The sequence below is a fragment of the Deltaproteobacteria bacterium genome (assembly GCA_026388415.1).
Classification (GTDB): Bacteria; Desulfobacterota; Syntrophia; order Syntrophales; family JACQWR01; genus JAPLJV01.
On record JAPLJV010000061.1, the window covers coordinates 1 to 18,779 of the forward strand.

General features: G+C 54.3%; 19 protein-coding genes, 3 tRNA genes and 1 other RNA gene. 22 read left to right on the forward strand and 1 reads right to left on the reverse strand.

Annotation, left to right across the window (positions count from 1 at the left end; genetic code table 11):
* The coding region (locus NT140_12285; GenBank protein MCX5832642.1) for a class I adenylate-forming enzyme family protein at positions 1-656 on the reverse strand (656 nt) is incomplete at its 3' end.
* Between the two features lie 164 nt (positions 657-820).
* Here NT140_12285 and NT140_12290 point away from each other — a divergent pair.
* From NT140_12290 to NT140_12395, 22 genes are all read left to right on the forward strand, one after another.
* Positions 821-1,591 (forward strand): GntR family transcriptional regulator, encoded by a 771-nt coding sequence (locus NT140_12290; GenBank protein ID MCX5832643.1) that lies wholly within the window; start codon positions 821-823, stop codon positions 1,589-1,591.
* A 7-nt stretch (positions 1,592-1,598) separates the two neighbouring features.
* On the forward strand, positions 1,599-2,510 hold the full coding sequence (gene miaA, locus NT140_12295) for a tRNA (adenosine(37)-N6)-dimethylallyltransferase MiaA (protein ID MCX5832644.1): 912 nt from the start codon (positions 1,599-1,601) through the stop codon (positions 2,508-2,510).
* Positions 2,501-3,760: a hypothetical protein gene (locus NT140_12300; GenBank protein MCX5832645.1), complete on the forward strand. Its 1,260-nt coding sequence runs from the start codon at positions 2,501-2,503 to the stop codon at positions 3,758-3,760. Before miaA ends, NT140_12300 begins: the two co-directional genes overlap by 10 nt.
* Positions 3,761-3,912: 152 nt before the next feature.
* A complete protein-coding gene (tadA, locus tag NT140_12305) occupies positions 3,913-4,386 on the forward strand; it encodes a tRNA adenosine(34) deaminase TadA (protein MCX5832646.1) in 474 nt (157 codons plus the stop codon).
* A gap of 17 nt (positions 4,387-4,403) precedes the next feature.
* Positions 4,404-4,497 (forward strand) — tRNA-Ser (locus NT140_12310).
* Positions 4,498-4,524: 27 nt separating this feature from the next.
* Positions 4,525-4,618, forward strand: a tRNA-Ser gene (locus NT140_12315).
* A 36-nt stretch (positions 4,619-4,654) separates the two neighbouring features.
* An RNA gene (gene ffs / locus NT140_12320) (signal recognition particle sRNA small type) lies at positions 4,655-4,751 on the forward strand.
* Positions 4,752-4,799: 48 nt separating this feature from the next.
* Entirely contained in the window at positions 4,800-6,476 is a 1,677-nt protein-coding gene (gene dnaX, locus NT140_12325) for a DNA polymerase III subunit gamma/tau (GenBank protein ID MCX5832647.1), read from the forward strand.
* Positions 6,477-6,503: 27 nt separating this feature from the next.
* Positions 6,504-6,815: a YbaB/EbfC family nucleoid-associated protein gene (locus NT140_12330; GenBank protein ID MCX5832648.1), complete on the forward strand. Its 312-nt coding sequence runs from the start codon at positions 6,504-6,506 to the stop codon at positions 6,813-6,815.
* A gap of 7 nt (positions 6,816-6,822) precedes the next feature.
* A complete protein-coding gene (recR, locus tag NT140_12335; protein ID MCX5832649.1) occupies positions 6,823-7,425 on the forward strand; it encodes a recombination mediator RecR in 603 nt (200 codons plus the stop codon).
* Positions 7,426-7,515: 90 nt separating this feature from the next.
* Entirely contained in the window at positions 7,516-8,061 is a 546-nt protein-coding gene (locus NT140_12340) for a 2-oxoacid:acceptor oxidoreductase family protein (GenBank protein MCX5832650.1), read from the forward strand.
* Between the two features lie 23 nt (positions 8,062-8,084).
* Positions 8,085-8,375, forward strand: a complete 291-nt coding sequence (locus NT140_12345; GenBank protein MCX5832651.1) for a 4Fe-4S binding protein — start codon at positions 8,085-8,087, stop codon at positions 8,373-8,375.
* A gap of 3 nt (positions 8,376-8,378) precedes the next feature.
* On the forward strand, positions 8,379-9,557 hold the full coding sequence (gene porA / locus NT140_12350; protein ID MCX5832652.1) for a pyruvate ferredoxin oxidoreductase: 1,179 nt from the start codon (positions 8,379-8,381) through the stop codon (positions 9,555-9,557).
* A 2-nt stretch (positions 9,558-9,559) separates the two neighbouring features.
* Positions 9,560-10,543, forward strand: a complete 984-nt coding sequence (gene porB / locus NT140_12355; GenBank protein ID MCX5832653.1) for a pyruvate synthase subunit PorB — start codon at positions 9,560-9,562, stop codon at positions 10,541-10,543.
* Between the two features lie 45 nt (positions 10,544-10,588).
* Positions 10,589-11,074, forward strand: a complete 486-nt coding sequence (locus NT140_12360) for an NAD(P)H-dependent oxidoreductase subunit E (protein MCX5832654.1) — start codon at positions 10,589-10,591, stop codon at positions 11,072-11,074.
* Complete coding sequence (locus NT140_12365; GenBank protein ID MCX5832655.1) at positions 11,071-12,915, forward strand: 4Fe-4S binding protein; 1,845 nt, start codon at positions 11,071-11,073, stop codon at positions 12,913-12,915. The genes NT140_12360 and NT140_12365 overlap by 4 nt, the downstream gene beginning before the upstream one ends.
* 11 nt (positions 12,916-12,926) lie before the next feature.
* A complete protein-coding gene (locus NT140_12370; protein ID MCX5832656.1) occupies positions 12,927-13,640 on the forward strand; it encodes a 2Fe-2S iron-sulfur cluster-binding protein in 714 nt (237 codons plus the stop codon).
* A 4-nt stretch (positions 13,641-13,644) separates the two neighbouring features.
* Positions 13,645-13,720, forward strand: a tRNA-Asn gene (locus NT140_12375).
* A 282-nt stretch (positions 13,721-14,002) separates the two neighbouring features.
* Complete coding sequence (locus tag NT140_12380; GenBank protein ID MCX5832657.1) at positions 14,003-14,839, forward strand: sulfide/dihydroorotate dehydrogenase-like FAD/NAD-binding protein; 837 nt, start codon at positions 14,003-14,005, stop codon at positions 14,837-14,839.
* 49 nt (positions 14,840-14,888) lie between these two features.
* The gene (gltA, locus tag NT140_12385; GenBank protein ID MCX5832658.1) at positions 14,889-16,253 is read left to right on the forward strand and encodes an NADPH-dependent glutamate synthase; all 1,365 of its coding nucleotides are present in this window, start codon (positions 14,889-14,891) and stop codon (positions 16,251-16,253) included.
* 306 nt (positions 16,254-16,559) lie between these two features.
* A complete protein-coding gene (locus NT140_12390; GenBank protein MCX5832659.1) occupies positions 16,560-17,876 on the forward strand; it encodes a S41 family peptidase in 1,317 nt (438 codons plus the stop codon).
* A 37-nt stretch (positions 17,877-17,913) separates the two neighbouring features.
* Positions 17,914-18,777 (forward strand): divergent polysaccharide deacetylase family protein, encoded by an 864-nt coding sequence (locus NT140_12395; protein ID MCX5832660.1) that lies wholly within the window; start codon positions 17,914-17,916, stop codon positions 18,775-18,777.
* Positions 18,778-18,779 lie beyond the last annotated feature (2 nt).

Genomic DNA, 18,779 nt, shown 5'->3' on the forward strand with positions numbered 1-18,779 from the left:
GCGCTGAAAATAGTCGAGTTCATGATGTGTATCTGGCCGAAGACATGGTTAAAGGGCATAAAGCACAGCGCAACATCCGTCTCCACGGACCGCTCGAAGTAGGCAATCATACAGCTGGAAAAACTGATGCCTTCATGGGTCCACATGCCCCCCTTCGGGGTTCCGGTCGTGCCTCCGGTATAGAGAATTGCGGCGGTATTCTTGCGCCCCCGATCAATGGCTTTAAAGGTTCCGGAGCCCATGCCGACAAGCCGGGGCAGGTCCAAGTCGCCTCCCGGACAGATCGTCTGTCCAAGGAAGCCGGTGTCTTGCAGCAGCTTCAAATCGTGCAGTCTGGCTTCGGTGGTGTACAAAAAACGCGGCCGGGCATGTTCTATAAAAAGCGCTAATTCCGCTTTGCTCAGCACGGATGAGAGGGTTACGGCAACAGCGCCTGCCTTGAGCACCCCGAAATAGAAGGCAACCCATTCCGCCGAGTTCGGGGCACAGAGGCCAACGTGCTGACCCGGCTTGATCCCCATTTTGATAAGTCCGGTGGCAATGCGATTTGCCTGATCATTGAGGTTTCCGTAAGAAATTACGATGCCACCCTCCCGGATAGCGGGACGATCGGGGAAAAAGGAGGCTGATGTTTCCAGATTGTGGGCAAGATTCATAAGCGCACTCTTGAAAGAATGGTTTATAGTTCTAAACTACATTTTCCCTGGTAAATGCGATTTGGCTTAATGTTAGACCAGATAATATTGGATGTCAAGAAGTATTTGGTGGTAAGATATTGCATAATAATTTTTTTTGTAATAGCCTGGGCCAAGGAGAAAATATGCCAATATTTAAGCCAATTAAACAATTCAGGGTTTCGGAAGAGGTGGCGGAACAGCTGAAACAGTCCATTATTGCGGGTCAGTTTAAGGAAGGCGATAAACTGCCTTCGGAACGAGACCTTGCCAATGACTTTCAGGTCAGTCGGGTGGCAATTCATGAAGCATTACGGTCCCTGGAAAGTTCGGGTTTTATCTTGACGCGGCAGGGTCCCACAGGTGGTTCCTACGTCACGGAGCTTACCTTCGAATGTTCGGTGAATGCGTTCCGGGATCTTTATATCGCTGAAAAGATCTCTATTTCCGAAGTGCATCACGTCAGAAGGATTGTGGAAGCTGAAATAGCAAGTCTTGCTGCCCGTAACATCACACCGGAATATGCCCAACGCTTGCGCGATGCGCTGGAGGCGGAGGAACTGCCGGTTGAAACCCTATCGGATGATATTACCAGCAAAATGGCTGTGCATTTTATCCTGGCTGAGATGAGCGGAAACCGCTTTCTCGAGGCTCTGGAGAGATCACTCATGGGGCTGATAAGGATTGGGATAGAAACATTTGCACTCGTATCGGGAGAACGCAATTTGTTTACGTTGCATCCTGAGGGCATGCATTGTCCGATCGTTGAAGCCGTCATTGCGGGAGATGCCGAAGCAGCAGGTGCTGCTGCAAAAGAGCATGCGCTCAAATACGGAGAGAATTTAGGAATCACGGAGAAGATTTACCGGGAGAAAAAGTCGCGATCACCCCTTTCGTCCCCTTCCGACAATTCCTGATCAGAATATGGATCTAATCGTTATTCTGGGGCCAACTGCCTCCGGCAAGACCAAACTGGCAGCCCTCCTGGCCAAAGACCTGGGGGGAGAGATCATCTCCGCCGATTCCCGTCAGGTATACCGTGGCCTGGATATTGGGACGGGCAAGGATCTTAATGATTACTTGGTTAACGGGGAGATGGCGCCCCATCATCTGATAGATATCGTTGCTCCCGCTGACGAATTCAGCGTTTTTGACTATCAGGAAAGATTTGCGTGCTGCTTTGCCGACATAACGGCGAGGAATCATTTGCCGATAATGTCAGGCGGGACAGGGCTTTATATTGATGCTGTCCTGAAGGGCTATCGGATGGCCAAGGTGCCGGAAAACTCTGACTTGCGGGCAGAGTTGCAGAAAGAAGAGATCGGGTCGCTGATCAAAACATTACGGAAGCTCAATCCGGTCCTGCACAACACGACCGATTTCCAGGACAGACAACGACTCATCCGGGCGATTGAGATTGCCGAGTATTCCCGACAGCATGGCGGGGAAGGGGAGGGCCGCCTGCCGCCATTGAACCCGCTGATCATTGGTTTACGGTGGGAAAGATCTGTCCTGCGCCGGCGCATTACCTGCCGCCTCGAGGAAAGACTGGCGAGCGGGATGGTTGATGAGGTAAGAAGGCTCCATGACGAGGGCATCTGCAACTGGGAGCGAATGCATTTCTTAGGTCTGGAATATCGTTATGTAGCTTTGTACCTGCAGGACAAGCTCAGTTATCAGGATATGTTCCAGCAGCTCAACACGCGAATTCATCAGTTTGCCAAGCGGCAGGAAACCTGGTTTAGGCGCATGGAAAAACAGGGGGCAACGATTAACTGGCTGGAATATCCGGACTATGAAAAGCTGCAAAGATTGGTTAAACGCTTATGGGCGTGATGATTCCCCGGCATATCCAGGAGTACGAAGATAAATTCGCCTTGCTGGATCGTCCCCTCGTTGCCTCGGAACTGGGCGGCATTGAGCGGATAGTGGTTATCCCGGCCCTGGCGGAAAAAAGTTCTCTTCCGGCCACCCTAGCCAGTCTGGCCCACAATCCTGACCGGGAACTTGGGCGTTCCCTGATTCTTTGCGTGATCAATAACCGGGGCTTAAATGTCAGCTCTCCCGCAGAAATCAAAGACAATCAGGAGACCATCCAATATTTGCACTCCCTGATCAAAGGTTGGCCGGGCCACGCCCCCGTCCCCACCAACCTGCGGCTGGCCTATATAGATGCCTCTTCGCCGGGGAGGGAAATGCCGGATAAGTACGGCGGCGTGGGGACGGCCCGGAAGCTCGGTCTGGATGCGGCCTTGCGATTATTTGATTATACCCGGCCCGGCAAGAAACTCCTGATCAGTCTGGATGCCGACACACTGGTGGAGGATAACTATCTGGAGGCGATCAGGAGTTTTTTCCAGCCGGAAAACGCGGCGGCCGTGGTGAACTATGTCCACCAGATACCCGCTGCTGCCCGCGAGCGCCTGGCGATCGTCAATTATGAAATATTTCTGCGTTATTATGTGCTCGGGCTCCGTTATGCCGGTTCGCCTTATGCTTTTCCTTCCATCGGTTCCACCATGGTCTGTACGGCGGAGGCCTACGTGGCGGTGGGCGGCATGAACCGGCGGGATGCCGCGGAGGATTTCTATTTTCTGAATAAATTGGCTAAGTTCCAGGCTGTCGGTTCCATCGGGACCACAACCGTTTATCCTTCGGCCCGACCTTCCCGGCGCGTTCCTTTCGGTACCGGCCGGCGCATCACCCGGTTTCTGGAAGAGGGTGAAGAGGAGTGGTTACTCTACGATCCGTGCATCTTTATAATCCTGAAACGCTGGCTGCAGGCGATGGAAGCGGCGCCGGACAGGGAAACGGCCGAGATAATGATCCAGGCCGGTCAGATTGACGCCCGGCTCCTCGCCTTTTTGGAACTACACCAGTTTCCAGCGGCCTGGGCCAGAATCAGAAAGAACGTCAGACGTCGCGAAGGCCTGCAGCGCCACTTCCACTGCTGGTTTGATGGCTTCAAGACCCTGAAACTGGTGCATTATCTTACGGACCAGGGCCTGCCACAAATCAACATGTTCAGCGCTCTGGAGGGGCTCTTGCGCTTGATGGGGGAGCGCAGCGGCTGTTCGAATTGCTAATCTCCATGTTCTGCTTTTTCTGGCGGTAACGGGATAGAAACGTTCCCTGGGTTGAGGAATTTTCAGACAGCCTCCCTTTCCCTTGACGCACCCTGAACAATATTCCCCGCTTATTTTCTTGACAAACGCCACAAATTTTTATCCTATGCGGCATGTTAACGGCAAACGATGACATGTTCATGGAGTTGGCCCTTGGGGAGGCCGGCGCTGCCCGGGCGGCAGGAGAGGTGCCGGTCGGGGCCGTCATTACCTGCGGGAACGATATCCTGGCCAGGGCGCACAACCTGCCGATTGCGCTGCACGATCCGTCCGCCCATGCGGAAATTATGGCTATCCGTGCAGCAGCCCAAATTATGTCCAATTACCGGCTTACCGGGACGACGCTTTATGTGACGCTGGAGCCCTGTGTCATGTGTTGCGGAGCCATTGTGCAGGCTCGCATCAGCCGATTGGTCTTTGGCGCACGGGATGCCAAAAGCGGCGCCGTGGTTTCGCTCTATCATCTGCTGGACGATGGGAAACTCAACCACTCGGTGGCAATTACCGAGGGTGTGCGGGGGGATGCCTGTGCGGAAATTATGAGTGGATTTTTCCGGGAAAAGAGGATAACATCCGCCGCTCGTTAACACATATAAGGAATTGTGGAGAGGTACCGAAGTGGTCGTAACGGGATCGACTCGAAATCGATTTGGGGGCCAAAAGCTCCCACGGGGGTTCGAATCCCCCTCTCTCCGCCATTAAAAAATTGTGTGATTTCAATATACGGAGGGATGTCCGAGCGGCTGAAGGAGCACGACTGGAAATCGTGTGTATGCCCACAAAGGTGTACCGGGGGTTCGAATCCCCCTCTCTCCGCCATATATTGAGATTTTTGTCAGGCGACGATTATTAGGTAGCCGGGCCCTGCGCAACAGAGGGTTGTGAACCCCGTCAGGTCCGGAAGGAAGCAGCGGCAGCAATTACCGACGTGTGTGCGGCCAGCCTGGCTATCTTTAAAATTTTCCCATCCACTTCGTTCATGGCATAATAAGGAAGCAAAATGGAATATCTCGTCTTAGCGCGCAAGTGGCGGCCTCAGAGTTTCAACGATCTGGTAGGCCAGGAGCATGTGTCCCGGACGCTCACGAACGCCATTTTACAGAACCGCATTGCCCATGCCTATATTTTCAGCGGTCCGCGCGGGGTCGGCAAGACCTCTGTGGCCCGGATACTGGCCAAAGCCCTGAACTGCGTAGAGGGGCCAACCCCGACGCCCTGCCAGGTATGCTCCCATTGCCTGGAAATTACCGCGGGAAAGTCCATGGATGTGCGTGAGATTGACGGCGCTTCGAACCGCGGCATTGATGAGATCAGAGAACTACGTGAAAACGTCAAATTTTCTCCCGCCTCCGGTCGCTACAAGATCTACATTATTGATGAAGTCCACATGCTTACCGCGCCGGCCTTCAACGCCCTGCTGAAGACACTGGAGGAGCCGCCCTCCCATGTGGTTTTCCTCTTTGCCACCACTGAACTGAACAAGATCCCGGCCACGATCCTTTCCCGCTGCCAGGGTCATGATTTTCGCATCATCCCGCTCAAGCAGATTGTGGAAAAATTGCAGCAGATAGCCACGGCGGAGCAGATCGTCATCAGCGCCGCCGGGCTGGCCTGGATCGCCGCGGCAGGCAAGGGGAGTTTACGGGATGCCCAGAGCATCTTTGACCAGGTGATCTCCTATGCCGGTGCGGCTATCAAGGACACCGATGTGGAGGAACTGCTGGGTCTGGCGGACCGGCGCTTTCTTTTTCAGCTCTCCGCGGCAATCCTCGCGAAAGATGCCGGTAAGTGTCTGCAAGTCATCAATGACGGTTATTATGCCGGTCTGGATATGAAGCATTTCTTCCAGTTGCTGCTTAATCATTTCCGCAACCTGCTCTTTGTTAAAATCGCCGGCCCGAACCCCTCCCTTTTTGACCTGACGGAAGATGATATTGTGCAATTGCAGACCCAGGTGGCCGGTGCGGCGCGGGAGACCATCCAGAGACTATTGGACATTCTGCTTTCGGAAGAGGAAAACATGCGCCGGACTCAGGATCCCCGGTTGCATTTAGAGACGGCGATTGTCAGAATGGCCTATGTAGAGGAGCTGATCCCGATTGCGGAAGTGCTGGCGAGAATGGAAGCGCTGGAAAAAAAGCTTGCGGCAGGGGGGGCGTCAAAGGTAGCGCTCCCGGCAGCGAACCGGACGAATCCGCCCGTGTCACCGCTTTCGGCTGCGGCCAAGGTTCCTTCGCCGCCGCTGGTTCAGGAGGATCAGCGCGGGTACAGCGCCGCCGATGCTGCACCGGAGCAGCGGTGGGCGGATTATAAAGCCCATGTTAAAAAACAGAGCCCCGGTCTGGGGTCAAACATCGCTCAGGGGGTATTTATCAGTTATGCGGAGGAAGCCGTAACGGTCGGTTTTCCAGTGGGATTCGCCTTGGATTATGTCCGGGAAAGAGAGCATCTGGAACGCCTGGTAGAGCTGGCCCGGCCATTTTTTGGCACCCATGTCCAGTTGAAGTTTGAGACCATTAAAGCTGACCAGGGCGATCTGCCGGGCAAGCCCAATGGGATGGCCGGAAATAACCATGATTTGCGTCAGGAAGCCATGAACCAGCCGTTGCTGCAAAAGGCGATTGACCTGTTTGAAGGCGCAGAAGTGCGGGAGATTATTCCGCGCAGAAATAGTTAAAAATTGCACAGGAGGTAAGTAAATTTAATGCAGAATATCGGAGAGATGATGAAGCAGGCCAAGCGGCTTCAGGAGAAGATGGGCAGCCTGCAAAAGGAGCTGGAGACAAGGACCGTGGAGACCAGCGCCGGCGGTGGGATGGTGGCGGTCGTGGTCAACGGCAAATTTGAGCTGCAATCACTGAAGATTGACCGGGAGGTCGTCAACCCGGATGATCTGGAAATGTTAGAGGACCTGATTGTGGCGGCGGTCAACGAAGGTATCCGGAAGGCGCAGGAGATGGCTTCGTCGGAGATGGCGAAACTTACCGGGGGGCTGAAAATCCCCGGCCTGATGTGATGCGCATATGACCGGCTACGCCTTACCCATAAAAAGGCTGATCAAGGAACTTTCCCGATTCCCCGGCATCGGCGAGAAAACGGCGATCCGTCTGGCCACCTTTATCCTGCGAGCCTCGGATGAGGAAGCCCGGAAGCTGGCCGAAAGCATTCTGGAGGTTAAACGGGCGATCCGGCTCTGCCCGATTTGTTTTAATTTTACGGAAAATGACTGCTGCGATATCTGTGCTGACCAGAACCGGGACAGGGAAACCATCTGTATCGTGGAAGAGCCCGATGCCCTGATCGCCATCGAGGAAAGCGGCGAGTACCGGGGGCTCTATCATGTTCTCCACGGCGTCCTGGCCCCGCTCGATGGAATTGGCCCGGAGCAACTGAAGATCCGCGAACTTCTGCACCGCATAGCCGGGAACGTAATCCGGGAAATTATCGTCGCGACGAATCCGAATGTCCAGGGAGAATCAACGGCCCTGCTCATTACCGGGCTCGTCAAGGAAAAAGGGATCAAGGTAACCCGCATCGCTTTGGGGGTGCCGGTCGGGGGCGACCTCAAATACGCCGATCCGATGACCCTGGCCAAATCCATTGAATTCCGGCGGGGCATGGAATAGCATTGACGGAATAATTATTGACAGAAAAAAGTATTTATAATAACGCTTCGCGCTCAGCACTTATTAAGTATTAACGTAGGAGATTGTCCGATGATAGAGATCAGGTGGCATGGAAGAGGCGGTCAGGGCGCGGTGACATCCGTGGAATTGCTTGCGCTGGCGGCCATTGAGGAAGGGAAATATGCCCAGGGCTTTCCCAGCTTTGGCCCGGAGCGCCGGGGCGCCCCCGTGGCGGCTTTCAACCGCGTGGATGATAAACAGATCAAGGTCCGTTCCGGCATCTATCGTCCCGATGTGGTGATCGTGCTTGATGAGGGGCTGATAGGCCTCGTGGACGTTGCCGAGGGCTTGAAAGAAGACGGCATCCTCATTGTCAATACGAAGCGAAGCCGGGCGGAGATAAAAAAAGCCCTGAACTATAAAAAACGGCTGGGGATTGTGAATGGTTCGGCAATCGCCTGGAAAGAGCTGGGCGTCCCCATTACCAATACCACCATGCTGGGCGCCCTGATCAAAGCCACTGCTGTGGTGAAGATGGCATCCATGCGGGTGCCGGTTGAGCATCGCTTCGGCCGGATTGCTCCGAAAAATTTGCAGGCCATGCAAAGGGCTTATGACGAGTTGAAAATAAATTAACGAATTAATTCCGAGGTAAGGTGATGGCAGACAAGAAATGGCCAGAAAACTGGCAGGAAGTCAACCCGGGATGCATCGTATTCCGTCCCGGAAGCGCGCGGGATTATCATACCGGCAGTTGGCGGGCGCTGCGGCCCGTGTGGGATAATGCCAAGTGCATCAAGTGCGGTATTTGCTATATATTCTGCCCGGAGGGTTGCATCTCCGCCGATGCGGATGGCTATTTCGCGGCTGATCTGAATTATTGCAAGGGCTGTGGGATTTGCTCCCATGAATGCTGGCCGCAGGCCATAAAGATGGTGGGGGAGGGATAGGCCATGTCGAAACGTATTGGTATGGAAGTAGCGATGGCCGTGGCGGAAGCCGTGGCCCTGTGTCGGCCTGATGTGGCGGCTGTGTATCCCATTACACCCAACACGCATGTGGCGGAGCATCTGTCGGATATTGTCGCCGAAGGCAGGTTGGACGCGGAGTTTATCACGGTGGAATCGGAACATTCTGCCATGAGCTGCGTCATGGGCGCTTCCGGGACGGGGGCCAGAACCTTTACCGCTACGAGTTCCCAGGGGCTGATGTATATGGCGGAAGTATTACCCATTGCCTCGGCCATGCGACTGCCCATTGTCATGTCCGTTGCCAACCGGGCCATCTCCGGGCCGCTGAACATCTGGAACGATCACAGCGACATCATGTATCAGCGCGATGCCGGCTGGATTTCCATTTTTGGAGAAAATGGCCAGCAAATGATAGATATGGCCATCCAGGCCTTCAAGATTGCCGAACACCGCGATGTCATGCTGCCGGTCAATTTCAATATGGATGGTTTCCAGCTTACCCACATGGTGGAACCCTTCGAGCTTCCCTCGCAGGAGGAGGTGGATAAATTCCTGCCTCCTTACGTTCCTTACGCCACGCTCCATCCAGACAAGCCGGTAACAATGGGCGCTCTGGGTTTGCCGGAGATATTCAACGAGATGATGAAAGGCAAGGATAACGCACTCGTCAACTCGAAGAAGGTTATTCTCCAGGTGTGGAAGGAATGGGAAAAAATGTTTGGCCGGAAATATGAGCCCGTCACTTCCTATCGGACGGAAGACGCCAAAGTGTTGTTGATGACCATGGGTTCAATGGGTGAGACGGCGGAGATTGCGGTGGACGAATTGCGGAAAAAGGGTAAAAGGGTAGGGCTGCTGAAGTTGAAACTTTGGCGCCCCTTCCCCTTTGCGGAGTTGAAGAAGGCCGTTCAGGGCGCTTCGGTGCTGGCCGTGCTGGACCGGGCGGTTTCCTTCGGCGGCCCCGGCGGCCCTCTCGGTTCTGAGGTCCGGTCGGCCCTTTATCACGAATCGGATCGCCCCGTGGTGCTGGATTATCTCATTGGTCTCGGCGGACGCGACATGATGGTGGAGGATTTTATGGCGATTGCCGAAAAGGCAGCGAAGGCAGCCGGCAAGGGAACGAAGGAATTGTACGAATTCTACGGAGTTAGAGGAGCCTGAATATGTCAAACAACCCACAGGGTTTGATCGAGAATTTTGATTTATTTGCCCCGAAGTTAGTGGACAAGGAAGAATACTTCAGTTGCGGTCACCGCGCCTGTCAGGGTTGCGGTGAAGCCCTGGCCATCCGTCTGATGTGCAAGGCCCTGGGCAAGGACACCGTCATCGCCAATGCCACGGGCTGCATGGAGGTCGTATCTTCTCTGTACCCCACCACGGCCTGGAAGCTGCCCTGGATACATGTGGCCTTTCCCAACTCGGCCGCGGTCGGATCGGGTGTGGAGGCGGGATTGAAGGCTTTGCGGCGCAAGGGGAAAATCGCCGACCGGCGCGTGAAGGCCGTGGCCATCGGCGGCGATGGCGGCACCCTGGATATCGGTTTTCAGGCCCTTTCCGGCGCGATGGAGCGGGGTCATGACCTGCTTTACGTCTGTTTCGATAATGAAGCCTACATGAATACGGGCATCCAGCGTTCCAGCTCCACTCCTTTCGGCGCTTCAACCACGACGGCCCCGGCTGGCAAGCAGAGCATCGGCAACAAAACCTGGAAAAAGAATGCACCGGAAATCATGGTGGCCCATAACGTCCCCTACGTGGCCACGGCGTGCCACAGCTATCCGCTGGATTTCATGAACAAGGTCAAGAAGGCCCGGCAGGTTAAAGGTCCGGCCTATATCCAATGCCTTTCCGTGTGCCCCACGGGGTGGCGGTGCGGTTCGGAAGTCTGTATAAAAATGGGACGTCTGGCTGTGGAGACGGGGGTTTTCCCGCTGTATGAAGTGGAAAACGGGAAGTACCGGATGACGATGGACATGCCGAAAAAGCGGCGGCCGGTGGAAGATTACATCAAGCTCCAAGGGCGTTTCCGTCATCTCCGGCCGGACCAGATCAAGTCCATCCAGCAGCGCGTGGATATGGAATACCGTTTGTTGGAGAACAAGGTGGAACACTCTTTTTCCTGGCTTTTAACCGGCTCGGAAGAATAAAGGTCAACAATCAATTTTACAGGCAATTATTAGGGTGGATGAAGCATGAAAACCGCGAAAACCGTTGAATTGAAAAAGGCCAGAGAGATCGTCGCCCGGTATCATGGCGAGCGGAGCTCTTTGATAGCCATTCTGCAGGATGTCCAGGAGGCTTACCGGTATTTGCCGCAGGAAGCCCTCAGCTATATCAGCCAGGAACTGTTCGTACCCCTGACGAAGGTTTATGAAGTGGCCACCTTTTACAAGGCCTTCAGCCTGACTCCGCAGGGCGAGCATATCGTTAAGCTCTGTATGGGCACGGCCTGTCATGTGCGCGGAGCGGCCAATATTCTCGATCAGCTGGAAAGGACTTTGCACTTGAAGCCCGGTCAGACGAGCCGCGATTACCAGTTTACGCTGGAAACGGTGAACTGTGTCGGGGCCTGTGCGCTGGGCCCGGTCATGGTGACGGACGGAGAATATCATGGGCAGGTGAACTTGAAAAAGGCAGATAAAGTCATCGCATCGCTGCAGAAGGGGGCACGGTCATGAAAAGAGTGGCAGATGCCAAGGAATTGAAGAAACTTCAGGAGACACTGGCTAAGCAATGGGATCCCAAAAAGCCGCTGGTCACGATTTGCGCCGGCACTGGCTGCCGCGGTTACGGTTGCGTCAAGGTCAAGGAAGCTCTGGAGCAGGAAATAGTTAAACAGAAACTGAAAGTTGAGGTCAAGGCGACGGGTTGCTTCGGATTCTGTGAAAAAGGTCCGCTCGTCGTCATTTATCCCCAGAAGATTTTTTATCAGCAGGTCAAGCTCGAAGATGTGGCCGACATTGTTGCCAAGACGGTGGCCAAGGGCGAGGTGCTGGAGAAGCTCCTTTATCGCGATCCCCAGACCGGCAAACAGGTCCGGCAGGAAGAGGACGTGCCCTTCTACAAGAAACAAAAGCGCCTTATTTTTGGTTCCAATGGTCTGATTGATCCGACACGGATTGAGGACTACCTGGCCCTGGGCGGCTATACGGCCCTGGGCAAAGCTTTGGCGATGACTCCGACGGGGATTATTGAGGAAGTGAAAAAAGCGGGTCTGCGCGGTCGTGGCGGCGGCGGTTTTTCGACGGGCGTCAAGTGGGAAGGTTGCCGGGAGGCCCACGGAGCGACGAAGTATGTCATCGGTAATGGCGATGAGGGCGATCCTGGCGCTTACATGGACCGGAGCCTCATGGAGGGTAATCCCCACAGTGTCCTGGAAGGCATGATCATCGGCGCTTATGCCATCGGCGCCCGGCAGGGCTTCATATACGTGCGGAATGAATATCCGCTGGCGGTACTCCACCTGACTATGGCCATTGCGAGCGCCCGCGAGGCGGGTCTTTTGGGGCAAAATATCCTTGGTTCAGGTTTTAGTTTTGATATTGCGATCAACCGGGGCGGCGGTGCTTTTGTGTGCGGCGAATCGTCGGCCCTGTTCGCTTCTCTCGAAGGCCGCGCCGGGGAACCGCGCGCCAAGTATGTCCATGCCGTCGAAAAGGGACTCTGGGACAACCCCACCGTCTTGAATAACGTGGAAACCTGGGCCAATGTGCCGCTCATCATCAATAAGGGCCATAAGTGGTATGGCGCCATCGGCACGGCCAAGAGCAAGGGCACCAAGATATTTTCACTGGTGGGCAAGATCAATAATACGGGTCTCGTGGAAGTTCCCATGGGTATGCCCCTCCGGGAGATCATCTACGACATCGGCGGCGGCATTCCCAAAGGGAGAAAGTTCAAGGCGGTGCAGACCGGCGGCCCCTCGGGCGGCTGCATCCCCGAGAGTCTGCTGGACCTGCCGGTGGACTTTGACAAGCTCTATGAGGTTGGTTCCATGATGGGTTCGGGCGGCATGATCGTTATGGATGATCGTTCCTGCATGGTGGATGTGGCGAAATATTTTCTGTCCTTCCTGCAGGAGGAATCGTGCGGGAAATGCGTCCCCTGTCGGGAAGGTGTCCGCCGGATGAAGGAAATTCTGGCAGAGATCTGCGCCGGGCGCGGCCGGGAAGAAGATATCGCGCTTTTGGAAAGCATGTCCCACGCCATCAAAGACGGCGCCCTCTGTGCGCTGGGCGGGAGCGCCCCGAACCCGGTCTTGAGCACCATCCGGTATTTCCGGGCCGAGTATGAGGCCCACATCCGCGACAAGCGCTGCCCCGCCGGTGTCTGCAAAGGGCTGATCCGTTACTCTATTACGGCGGATAAGTGCACCGCTTGCGGCGTCTGCCTGAAGGCCTGCCCCACGGGGGCGATCAGCGGCGCGAAGAAAACACCTCATAAGATCAACAAAGCCAAGTGCATCAAATGCGGCGCCTGTATTGAAAGCTGCAAGTTTGACGCGATTAATGTTCAGTAAAGGTGGGTAAAATGGTTAATTTAATCATAGATGGCAAGCACGTTGAGGCCGAGGCCGGAGCGACCATTCTGCAGGTGGCCCGGACCAATGGCATTGAGATTCCCACGTTGTGTTCGCACGATTCCCTGGAGTCATCGGGCGCTTGCCGGCTTTGCGTGGTGGAAATAAAAAAAGGCAACCGGGCGAGGATCGTGACCTCCTGTCTCTATCAGGTGGAGAAAGATCTCGTCGTTGATACGAAATGCGAGCGGGTCCTGAATGTCCGCCGCCTCGTCATGGAGCTGCTCCTGGCGCGCAACCCCGAGGCCGACGTGCTGAAGGAAATGGCCCGGGAGATGGGCGTCGTGCCCCAGGTGCGCTTTATCCCCGATACGGACAAGGGCAAATGCATCCTGTGCCGCATGTGTGTCAGGACCTGCGAGACGATTGTGGGGGCAAGCGCGATCGGCTTTTCCTATCGGGGATCGGCAAAGACGCTGGGAGGGCCTTTCCGGGAAGCTTCCGCGGCCTGCATTGGTTGCGGCGCCTGCGCCTACGTCTGCCCCACGGGTCACATTCAGATGGAGACCACCCAGGATACCCGCACGATCTGGGGACGCACCTTCCCGATGCTGGCCTGCGATACCTGCGGCCGGTATTTTGCTCCGAAGGATCAGTTGCAATTCATCAGCGAGACGACGGGTGTACCGATGGCTGACCTGGCCGTCTGCACGAGCTGTAGATGATCATTCCCCAGTAGCTCAGTCGGTAGAGCGGGTGGCTGTTAACCACCATGCCCGTGGTTCGAGTCCGCGCTGGGGAGCCAAACTGTTCGGTGGGCAGAACTTCGACATCAGAGGTTTTACCCACCGGCCGGGGCTTCCTTAATTGACACGTAATGAGAAATAAATATTTTAGTTAAATTAGCCTTGACAACAGAGAACATATTCCCTTATAAACCACCACGTCGGAAGAAGATTCTTAATTCAGACTGGTTAAGTCCTGTAAGCTGAAAGGGAACGTTCAGGTTGCTCGCAGGCGCTCCGGTGCTGATTCATGGGGCTAACGGCCCGTAATGAATGAATATTAAAAGATAGGAGATAGAGCATTGCACAAGGTATTGGAAAAAACTTTTTTGCAGGAAATTGTGGTCAGAATGGTTATTGAGGCTCCCGAGATTGCCCGCAAGAGAAAGGCCGGACAGTTCATCGTGTTGATGATCGACGAAAAGGGCGAGAGGATTCCCTTGACCATCGTTGATTCTGATAGTCGAAGAGGCACCATTACCATTATATATCAGATCGTGGGAAAAACGACCGCTCAACTGGCTAAAATGGAGAGGGGCGACGGTATCATGCATGTGCTGGGGCCTCTGGGGCATGCGACCGAAATAAATAATTTCGGCACGGCGGTGTGCGTCGGCGGAGGCGTAGGTATCGGTGTGGCATACCCCATTGCGGCGGCGCTCAAGAAGGCGGGAAATAAAGTGATATCCATCATCGGAGCACGGACGAAGGATATCCTGATTCTCGAGGACGACATGAGGAAGGTCAGTGATCAGTTGCTGGTGGCCACCGATGACGGCAGTTACGGATTTCACGGCTTTGTAAGCAACGTCTTGCAGAATCTCATTGACGCGGGCGAGAAGATCGATATCGCATATGCCATCGGACCGGTGCCGATGATGAATGTTGTCGCCAAATTAACGAAGACATACGGCATAAAGACCATCGTCAGTCTGAACCCGATCATGGTGGATGCCACCGGGATGTGCGGCGCCTGCCGTGTTTCGGTGGGCGGAAAGACAAAGTTCGGCTGTGTGGATGGTCCGGAGTTTGATGGCCATGAAGTAGATTTCAGTTTATTGATGAGCCGCCTTAAGATGTATGCTGATGATGAAAAACAGGCGCTGGAAAGATACAGGTGTGAATGTCATGGAAAATAACGAGAAGCTTGCAAAGAAGGAGAAAACGGAAAAAGTCCCCCGGCAGGGTATGCCGGAGCAGGCGCCCGGGCAGAGGATCCAGAACTTCAATGAGGTTCCTTGCGGTTATACAAAAGAGCTGGCCCTGGCAGAGGCAGGCCGGTGCATCCAATGCAAAAAACCAGGTTGTGTGGCCGGTTGTCCCGTGGATGTGGATATCCCGGCCTTCATTAAGCTGATTGCCGAAGGGAGCTTTATCGAAGCGGCCTGGAAACTCAAAGAGACGAATGCCCTTCCCGCCGTCTGCGGAAGGGTTTGTCCCCAGGAAGATCAATGTGAAAAACTCTGCATCCTCGGTAAGAAAGGCGACCCCGTTGCCGTTGGCAGACTGGAGCGTTTTGCCGCGGATTTTGAAAGGGAGTCCGGAAATATTGTGATTCCCCCGGTGGCTCAGCCGACCGGTAAGAAAATCGCCATTGTGGGCGCAGGGCCGGCCGGGCTCACGATCGCCGGAGATCTGGTTAAAGCGGGCCTCGACGTGACGGTTTTTGAAGCCCTGCACAAAGCGGGCGGAGTGTTGATTTACGGGATTCCCGAGTTCCGTCTTCCCAAAGCGATTGTGGATGCCGAGGTGAATTATCTGGAAAAACTGGGCGTGAAGCTTGTATTAAACGCCGCCATCGGTAGACTTAAGACGGTGGATGATCTTTTTGCGGAAGGATTTCATGCCGTATTTCTGGGAGTCGGCGCCGGCGCCCCGGTCTTTATGAATATCCCCGGTGAAAACCTCAACGGCATCTATTCGGCCAATGAGTATCTCACTAGATCCAATCTCATGAAGGCCTATCTGTTCCCGGAATATGATACGCCCATTGTCCGGGGGAAGAACGTGGCCGTCATCGGCGGCGGCAATGTGGCCATGGATTCGGTGCGAACCGCCCTCCGCCTGGGCGCGGACAACGCTTATATCATCTACCGGCGCACCGAGGTGGAAATGCCCGCCAGGAAAGAGGAAGCGCATCACGCAAAAGAAGAAGGGGTGCAGTTCAAACTCCTCCATGCCCCGGTTGAATATCTTGCCGATGATAAAGGCTGGGTGAAGCAGATGAAATGTATCCAAATGGAACTGGGTGAACCGGATGCCTCCGGTAGACGCAGCCCCGCCCCGGTAAAAGGGTCCGAATTCACCATTGAGGTGGATACGGTAGTGGTAGCCATCGGGACGATGGCCAATCCCGTGATCCAGACGACAACCCCCGGGCTGGAAGTCAACAAGTGGGGTTATATCCTGACCAAAGGCGAAACAGGGGAAACTACCCGGGAAGGGGTTTACGCCGGAGGAGATATCGTGACGGGTTCGGCTACGGTTATTCTCGCCATGGGCGCCGGAAGACAGGCGGCTAAAGCTATTTATGACTACGTAAGAGCCAAATGATTTCCTTGGGTGCAAGTAAAAAAATCTGGCCTTAAAGATCCTGTCCATGGCAGCGAAACAGAGGCGGTCTGGCTTTATCGTTTGGACAGAAGCTTCAGAAAAATACTCACCACATAATTTGACCAATGGGTTTAGCCGAGTATTTACGTCAGAGAAGTACGCAAGAACCGGCATAACCATTTTTTTCCATCATAGGCAGACCTCTACTGCCTTGGGAACCCAAAAAAAATAATGTGGAAATTTGCCTGAGAAAAGTGTAATCACCCCACAGCGCGTCATTTAATCGCGCATTTCCGGGAGGTTTTAATGAAGATGTTTGCTCGTAAGAGATGGCTGCCATTGCTCTTGGCAATCACTTTCCTTGTCATCCTGGGCCCTTATGGCGACAGTCAGGTAGCGGCCTTAGACAAAAGCGTCTATAAGACACTCCGAACCTTCAACGAGGTTCTGGATATCGTAGAAAAAAATTATGTGGAAGAGGTGGACGCCAACACCTTGATCAAAGGAGCCATCAACGGCATGGTGAAGTCGCTGGATCCGCACAGCAGCTTCATGACGGCGGAGATGTACAAGGAATTGGAGGTAGACACGCGGGGAAGCTTCGGCGGCATCGGCATTGAAATTACTATGAATAAGGGTGTGCTGACTGTCGTTTCGCCAATCGAGGACACGCCGGCCTTTAAAGCGGGCGTCAAATCCGGTGATCAGATCATCATGATTGACGGACAATTTACCAAAGATATCACCATCTCGGAAGCGGTTAAGAAACTGCGGGGGAAAAAAGATACCAAGGTAACCCTGACAATTATGAGAGAAGGCCTGGCAAAGCCCAAAGAGTTTGTCCTGACCCGCGAAGATATCAAGGTCAAAAGCGTCAAGACAAAGAATTTTGACAAGAACATCGGCTACATAAGATTAGCGGCTTTCCAGGAAAGAACCAGCGACGATTTGAAAAAGACACTCCGCGAGGTAACGGAAAAAATGCAGCCTTTGCAGGGTCTCGTCCTCGACATGCGGAACAACCCGGGCGGACTGCTTAATCAGGCGGTAGAAGTGTCCGATGTTTTTATGAAGTCCGGTATCATTGTCTCCACGCGGGGCAGGACAAAGGGTATGGAAAGCAAGAACAGCGCCCACAACGACGGCGATGAACCAACCTGTCCGATGGTCGTGCTGGTCAATGAGGAAACCGCCAGCGCCGCCGAGATAGTCGCCGGCGCCCTGCAGGACAGCGGCAGGGCTGTTATTATAGGCACCCAGACTTTCGGCAAGGGGTCGGTGCAGACCGTCATTCCGCTGGAAGACGGCTCGGCCTTGAAATTAACAACGGCTAAATACTACACTCCCAATGGACGCTCCATCCAGGCCGAGGGTATTATGCCTGATATTATCGTGAAATACGCACCACCGGTGGAGGCCAAGGCAACGCCGGAGGGAATGATGAGGGAACGTGATTTACCTGGACACATAAAGTCACCGCAAGAAAATGGCCTCAAGGCTGTCGAACCGAAGGCAGACCCGAAAAAAGATGAATCTGACGAAGCAGCGGCGCCTGATAACCAGATCAAGAGCGCGATAGACATCTTAAAGAGCTGGGAGATATTCAAGAAAAACTTCAAATAAATATTAGTAGGCGCCGACGCAGAGTTTAAAGGAGGGCATGAAACTTATTACGGGCCTCACCGGCCTTATATTGTTGATAATCGTCCTGATTACGTCCTACTATATATTTTCCCGGCCGCCCGGCGATGTTGACCGGGCGCAGGAAAGCGGAGAAGAGAAAGAAGCAACTGGGGAGAAAACTCCTGTCCGGACACCGGATTTTCCCCCCCGGCGCCCGAACAGCGGAGAGGGGAAAATATCCATCGCCATCATCATTGATGACATAGGCTTTGCCTTGGCGCCGGTGGATGAACTGCTCAGAATTGATGCACCGCTGGCCTTCGCCGTTTTGCCCTACACTCCCCATGCTAAAGCTGCCGCGGAGATGATCCACCGTCAGGGACGCGAGATTCTGCTGCACATCCCCATGGAACCGCGCAGTGGAAAAAATAAACCCGGTCCGGGGGCGCTTTTCCGCGATATGACGGCAAATGATCTGCGGAGGCAGTTGGATGATGATCTCGCCGTCGTTCCCTATGTCGCGGGAGCCAATAATCACATGGGATCGGCTTTCATGGAGGATGAGGAAAAACTTCAGGTCGTCCTGACGGAATTGCAGAAAAAGGGGCTGTTCTTTGTTGACAGCAGAACAACGGCAGCTTCCCGGGCGGAGGGCTTGGCCAGAAAAACGCGGATCAGATTTGCGGCGCGACGGCTTTTTCTCGACAATGACCAGGATCAGGAGTTGATTTTCAAGAATTTGCTCGACCACTTGGAGAATAACAATTCGCCCCTCTTGATCATCGGGCATCCCTATCCCGGCACCGTGGCAGCGCTTAAGGAAGCTATCCCGCTGCTTCAGTCGCGAGGCATCCGCATTGTCCCACCTTCGGAGCTGGTGGAAATAATCGGCGAGAGATAATA

Excerpts from the sequence above, each read along its gene's own strand:
- NT140_12395 (MCX5832660.1), top strand. The coding sequence starts at position 17,914 with ATGAAACTTATTACGGGCCTCACCGGCCTTATATTGTTGATAATCGTC.
- tadA (MCX5832646.1), top strand. The coding sequence starts at position 3,913 with ATGTTAACGGCAAACGATGACATGTTCATGGAGTTGGCCCTTGGGGAG.
- porB (MCX5832653.1), top strand. The coding sequence starts at position 9,560 with ATGTCAAACAACCCACAGGGTTTGATCGAGAATTTTGATTTATTTGCC.
- NT140_12290 (MCX5832643.1), top strand. The coding sequence starts at position 821 with ATGCCAATATTTAAGCCAATTAAACAATTCAGGGTTTCGGAAGAGGTG.
- gltA (MCX5832658.1), top strand. The coding sequence starts at position 14,889 with ATGCCGGAGCAGGCGCCCGGGCAGAGGATCCAGAACTTCAATGAGGTT.
- NT140_12300 (MCX5832645.1), top strand. The coding sequence starts at position 2,501 with ATGGGCGTGATGATTCCCCGGCATATCCAGGAGTACGAAGATAAATTC.
- NT140_12360 (MCX5832654.1), top strand. The coding sequence starts at position 10,589 with ATGAAAACCGCGAAAACCGTTGAATTGAAAAAGGCCAGAGAGATCGTC.
- NT140_12370 (MCX5832656.1), top strand. The coding sequence starts at position 12,927 with ATGGTTAATTTAATCATAGATGGCAAGCACGTTGAGGCCGAGGCCGGA.
- NT140_12330 (MCX5832648.1), top strand. The coding sequence starts at position 6,504 with ATGCAGAATATCGGAGAGATGATGAAGCAGGCCAAGCGGCTTCAGGAG.
- miaA (MCX5832644.1), top strand. The coding sequence starts at position 1,599 with ATGGATCTAATCGTTATTCTGGGGCCAACTGCCTCCGGCAAGACCAAA.
- NT140_12345 (MCX5832651.1), top strand. The coding sequence starts at position 8,085 with ATGGCAGACAAGAAATGGCCAGAAAACTGGCAGGAAGTCAACCCGGGA.
- NT140_12390 (MCX5832659.1), top strand. The coding sequence starts at position 16,560 with ATGAAGATGTTTGCTCGTAAGAGATGGCTGCCATTGCTCTTGGCAATC.
- recR (MCX5832649.1), top strand. The coding sequence starts at position 6,823 with ATGACCGGCTACGCCTTACCCATAAAAAGGCTGATCAAGGAACTTTCC.
- porA (MCX5832652.1), top strand. The coding sequence starts at position 8,379 with ATGTCGAAACGTATTGGTATGGAAGTAGCGATGGCCGTGGCGGAAGCC.
- NT140_12340 (MCX5832650.1), top strand. The coding sequence starts at position 7,516 with ATGATAGAGATCAGGTGGCATGGAAGAGGCGGTCAGGGCGCGGTGACA.
- NT140_12365 (MCX5832655.1), top strand. The coding sequence starts at position 11,071 with ATGAAAAGAGTGGCAGATGCCAAGGAATTGAAGAAACTTCAGGAGACA.
- dnaX (MCX5832647.1), top strand. The coding sequence starts at position 4,800 with ATGGAATATCTCGTCTTAGCGCGCAAGTGGCGGCCTCAGAGTTTCAAC.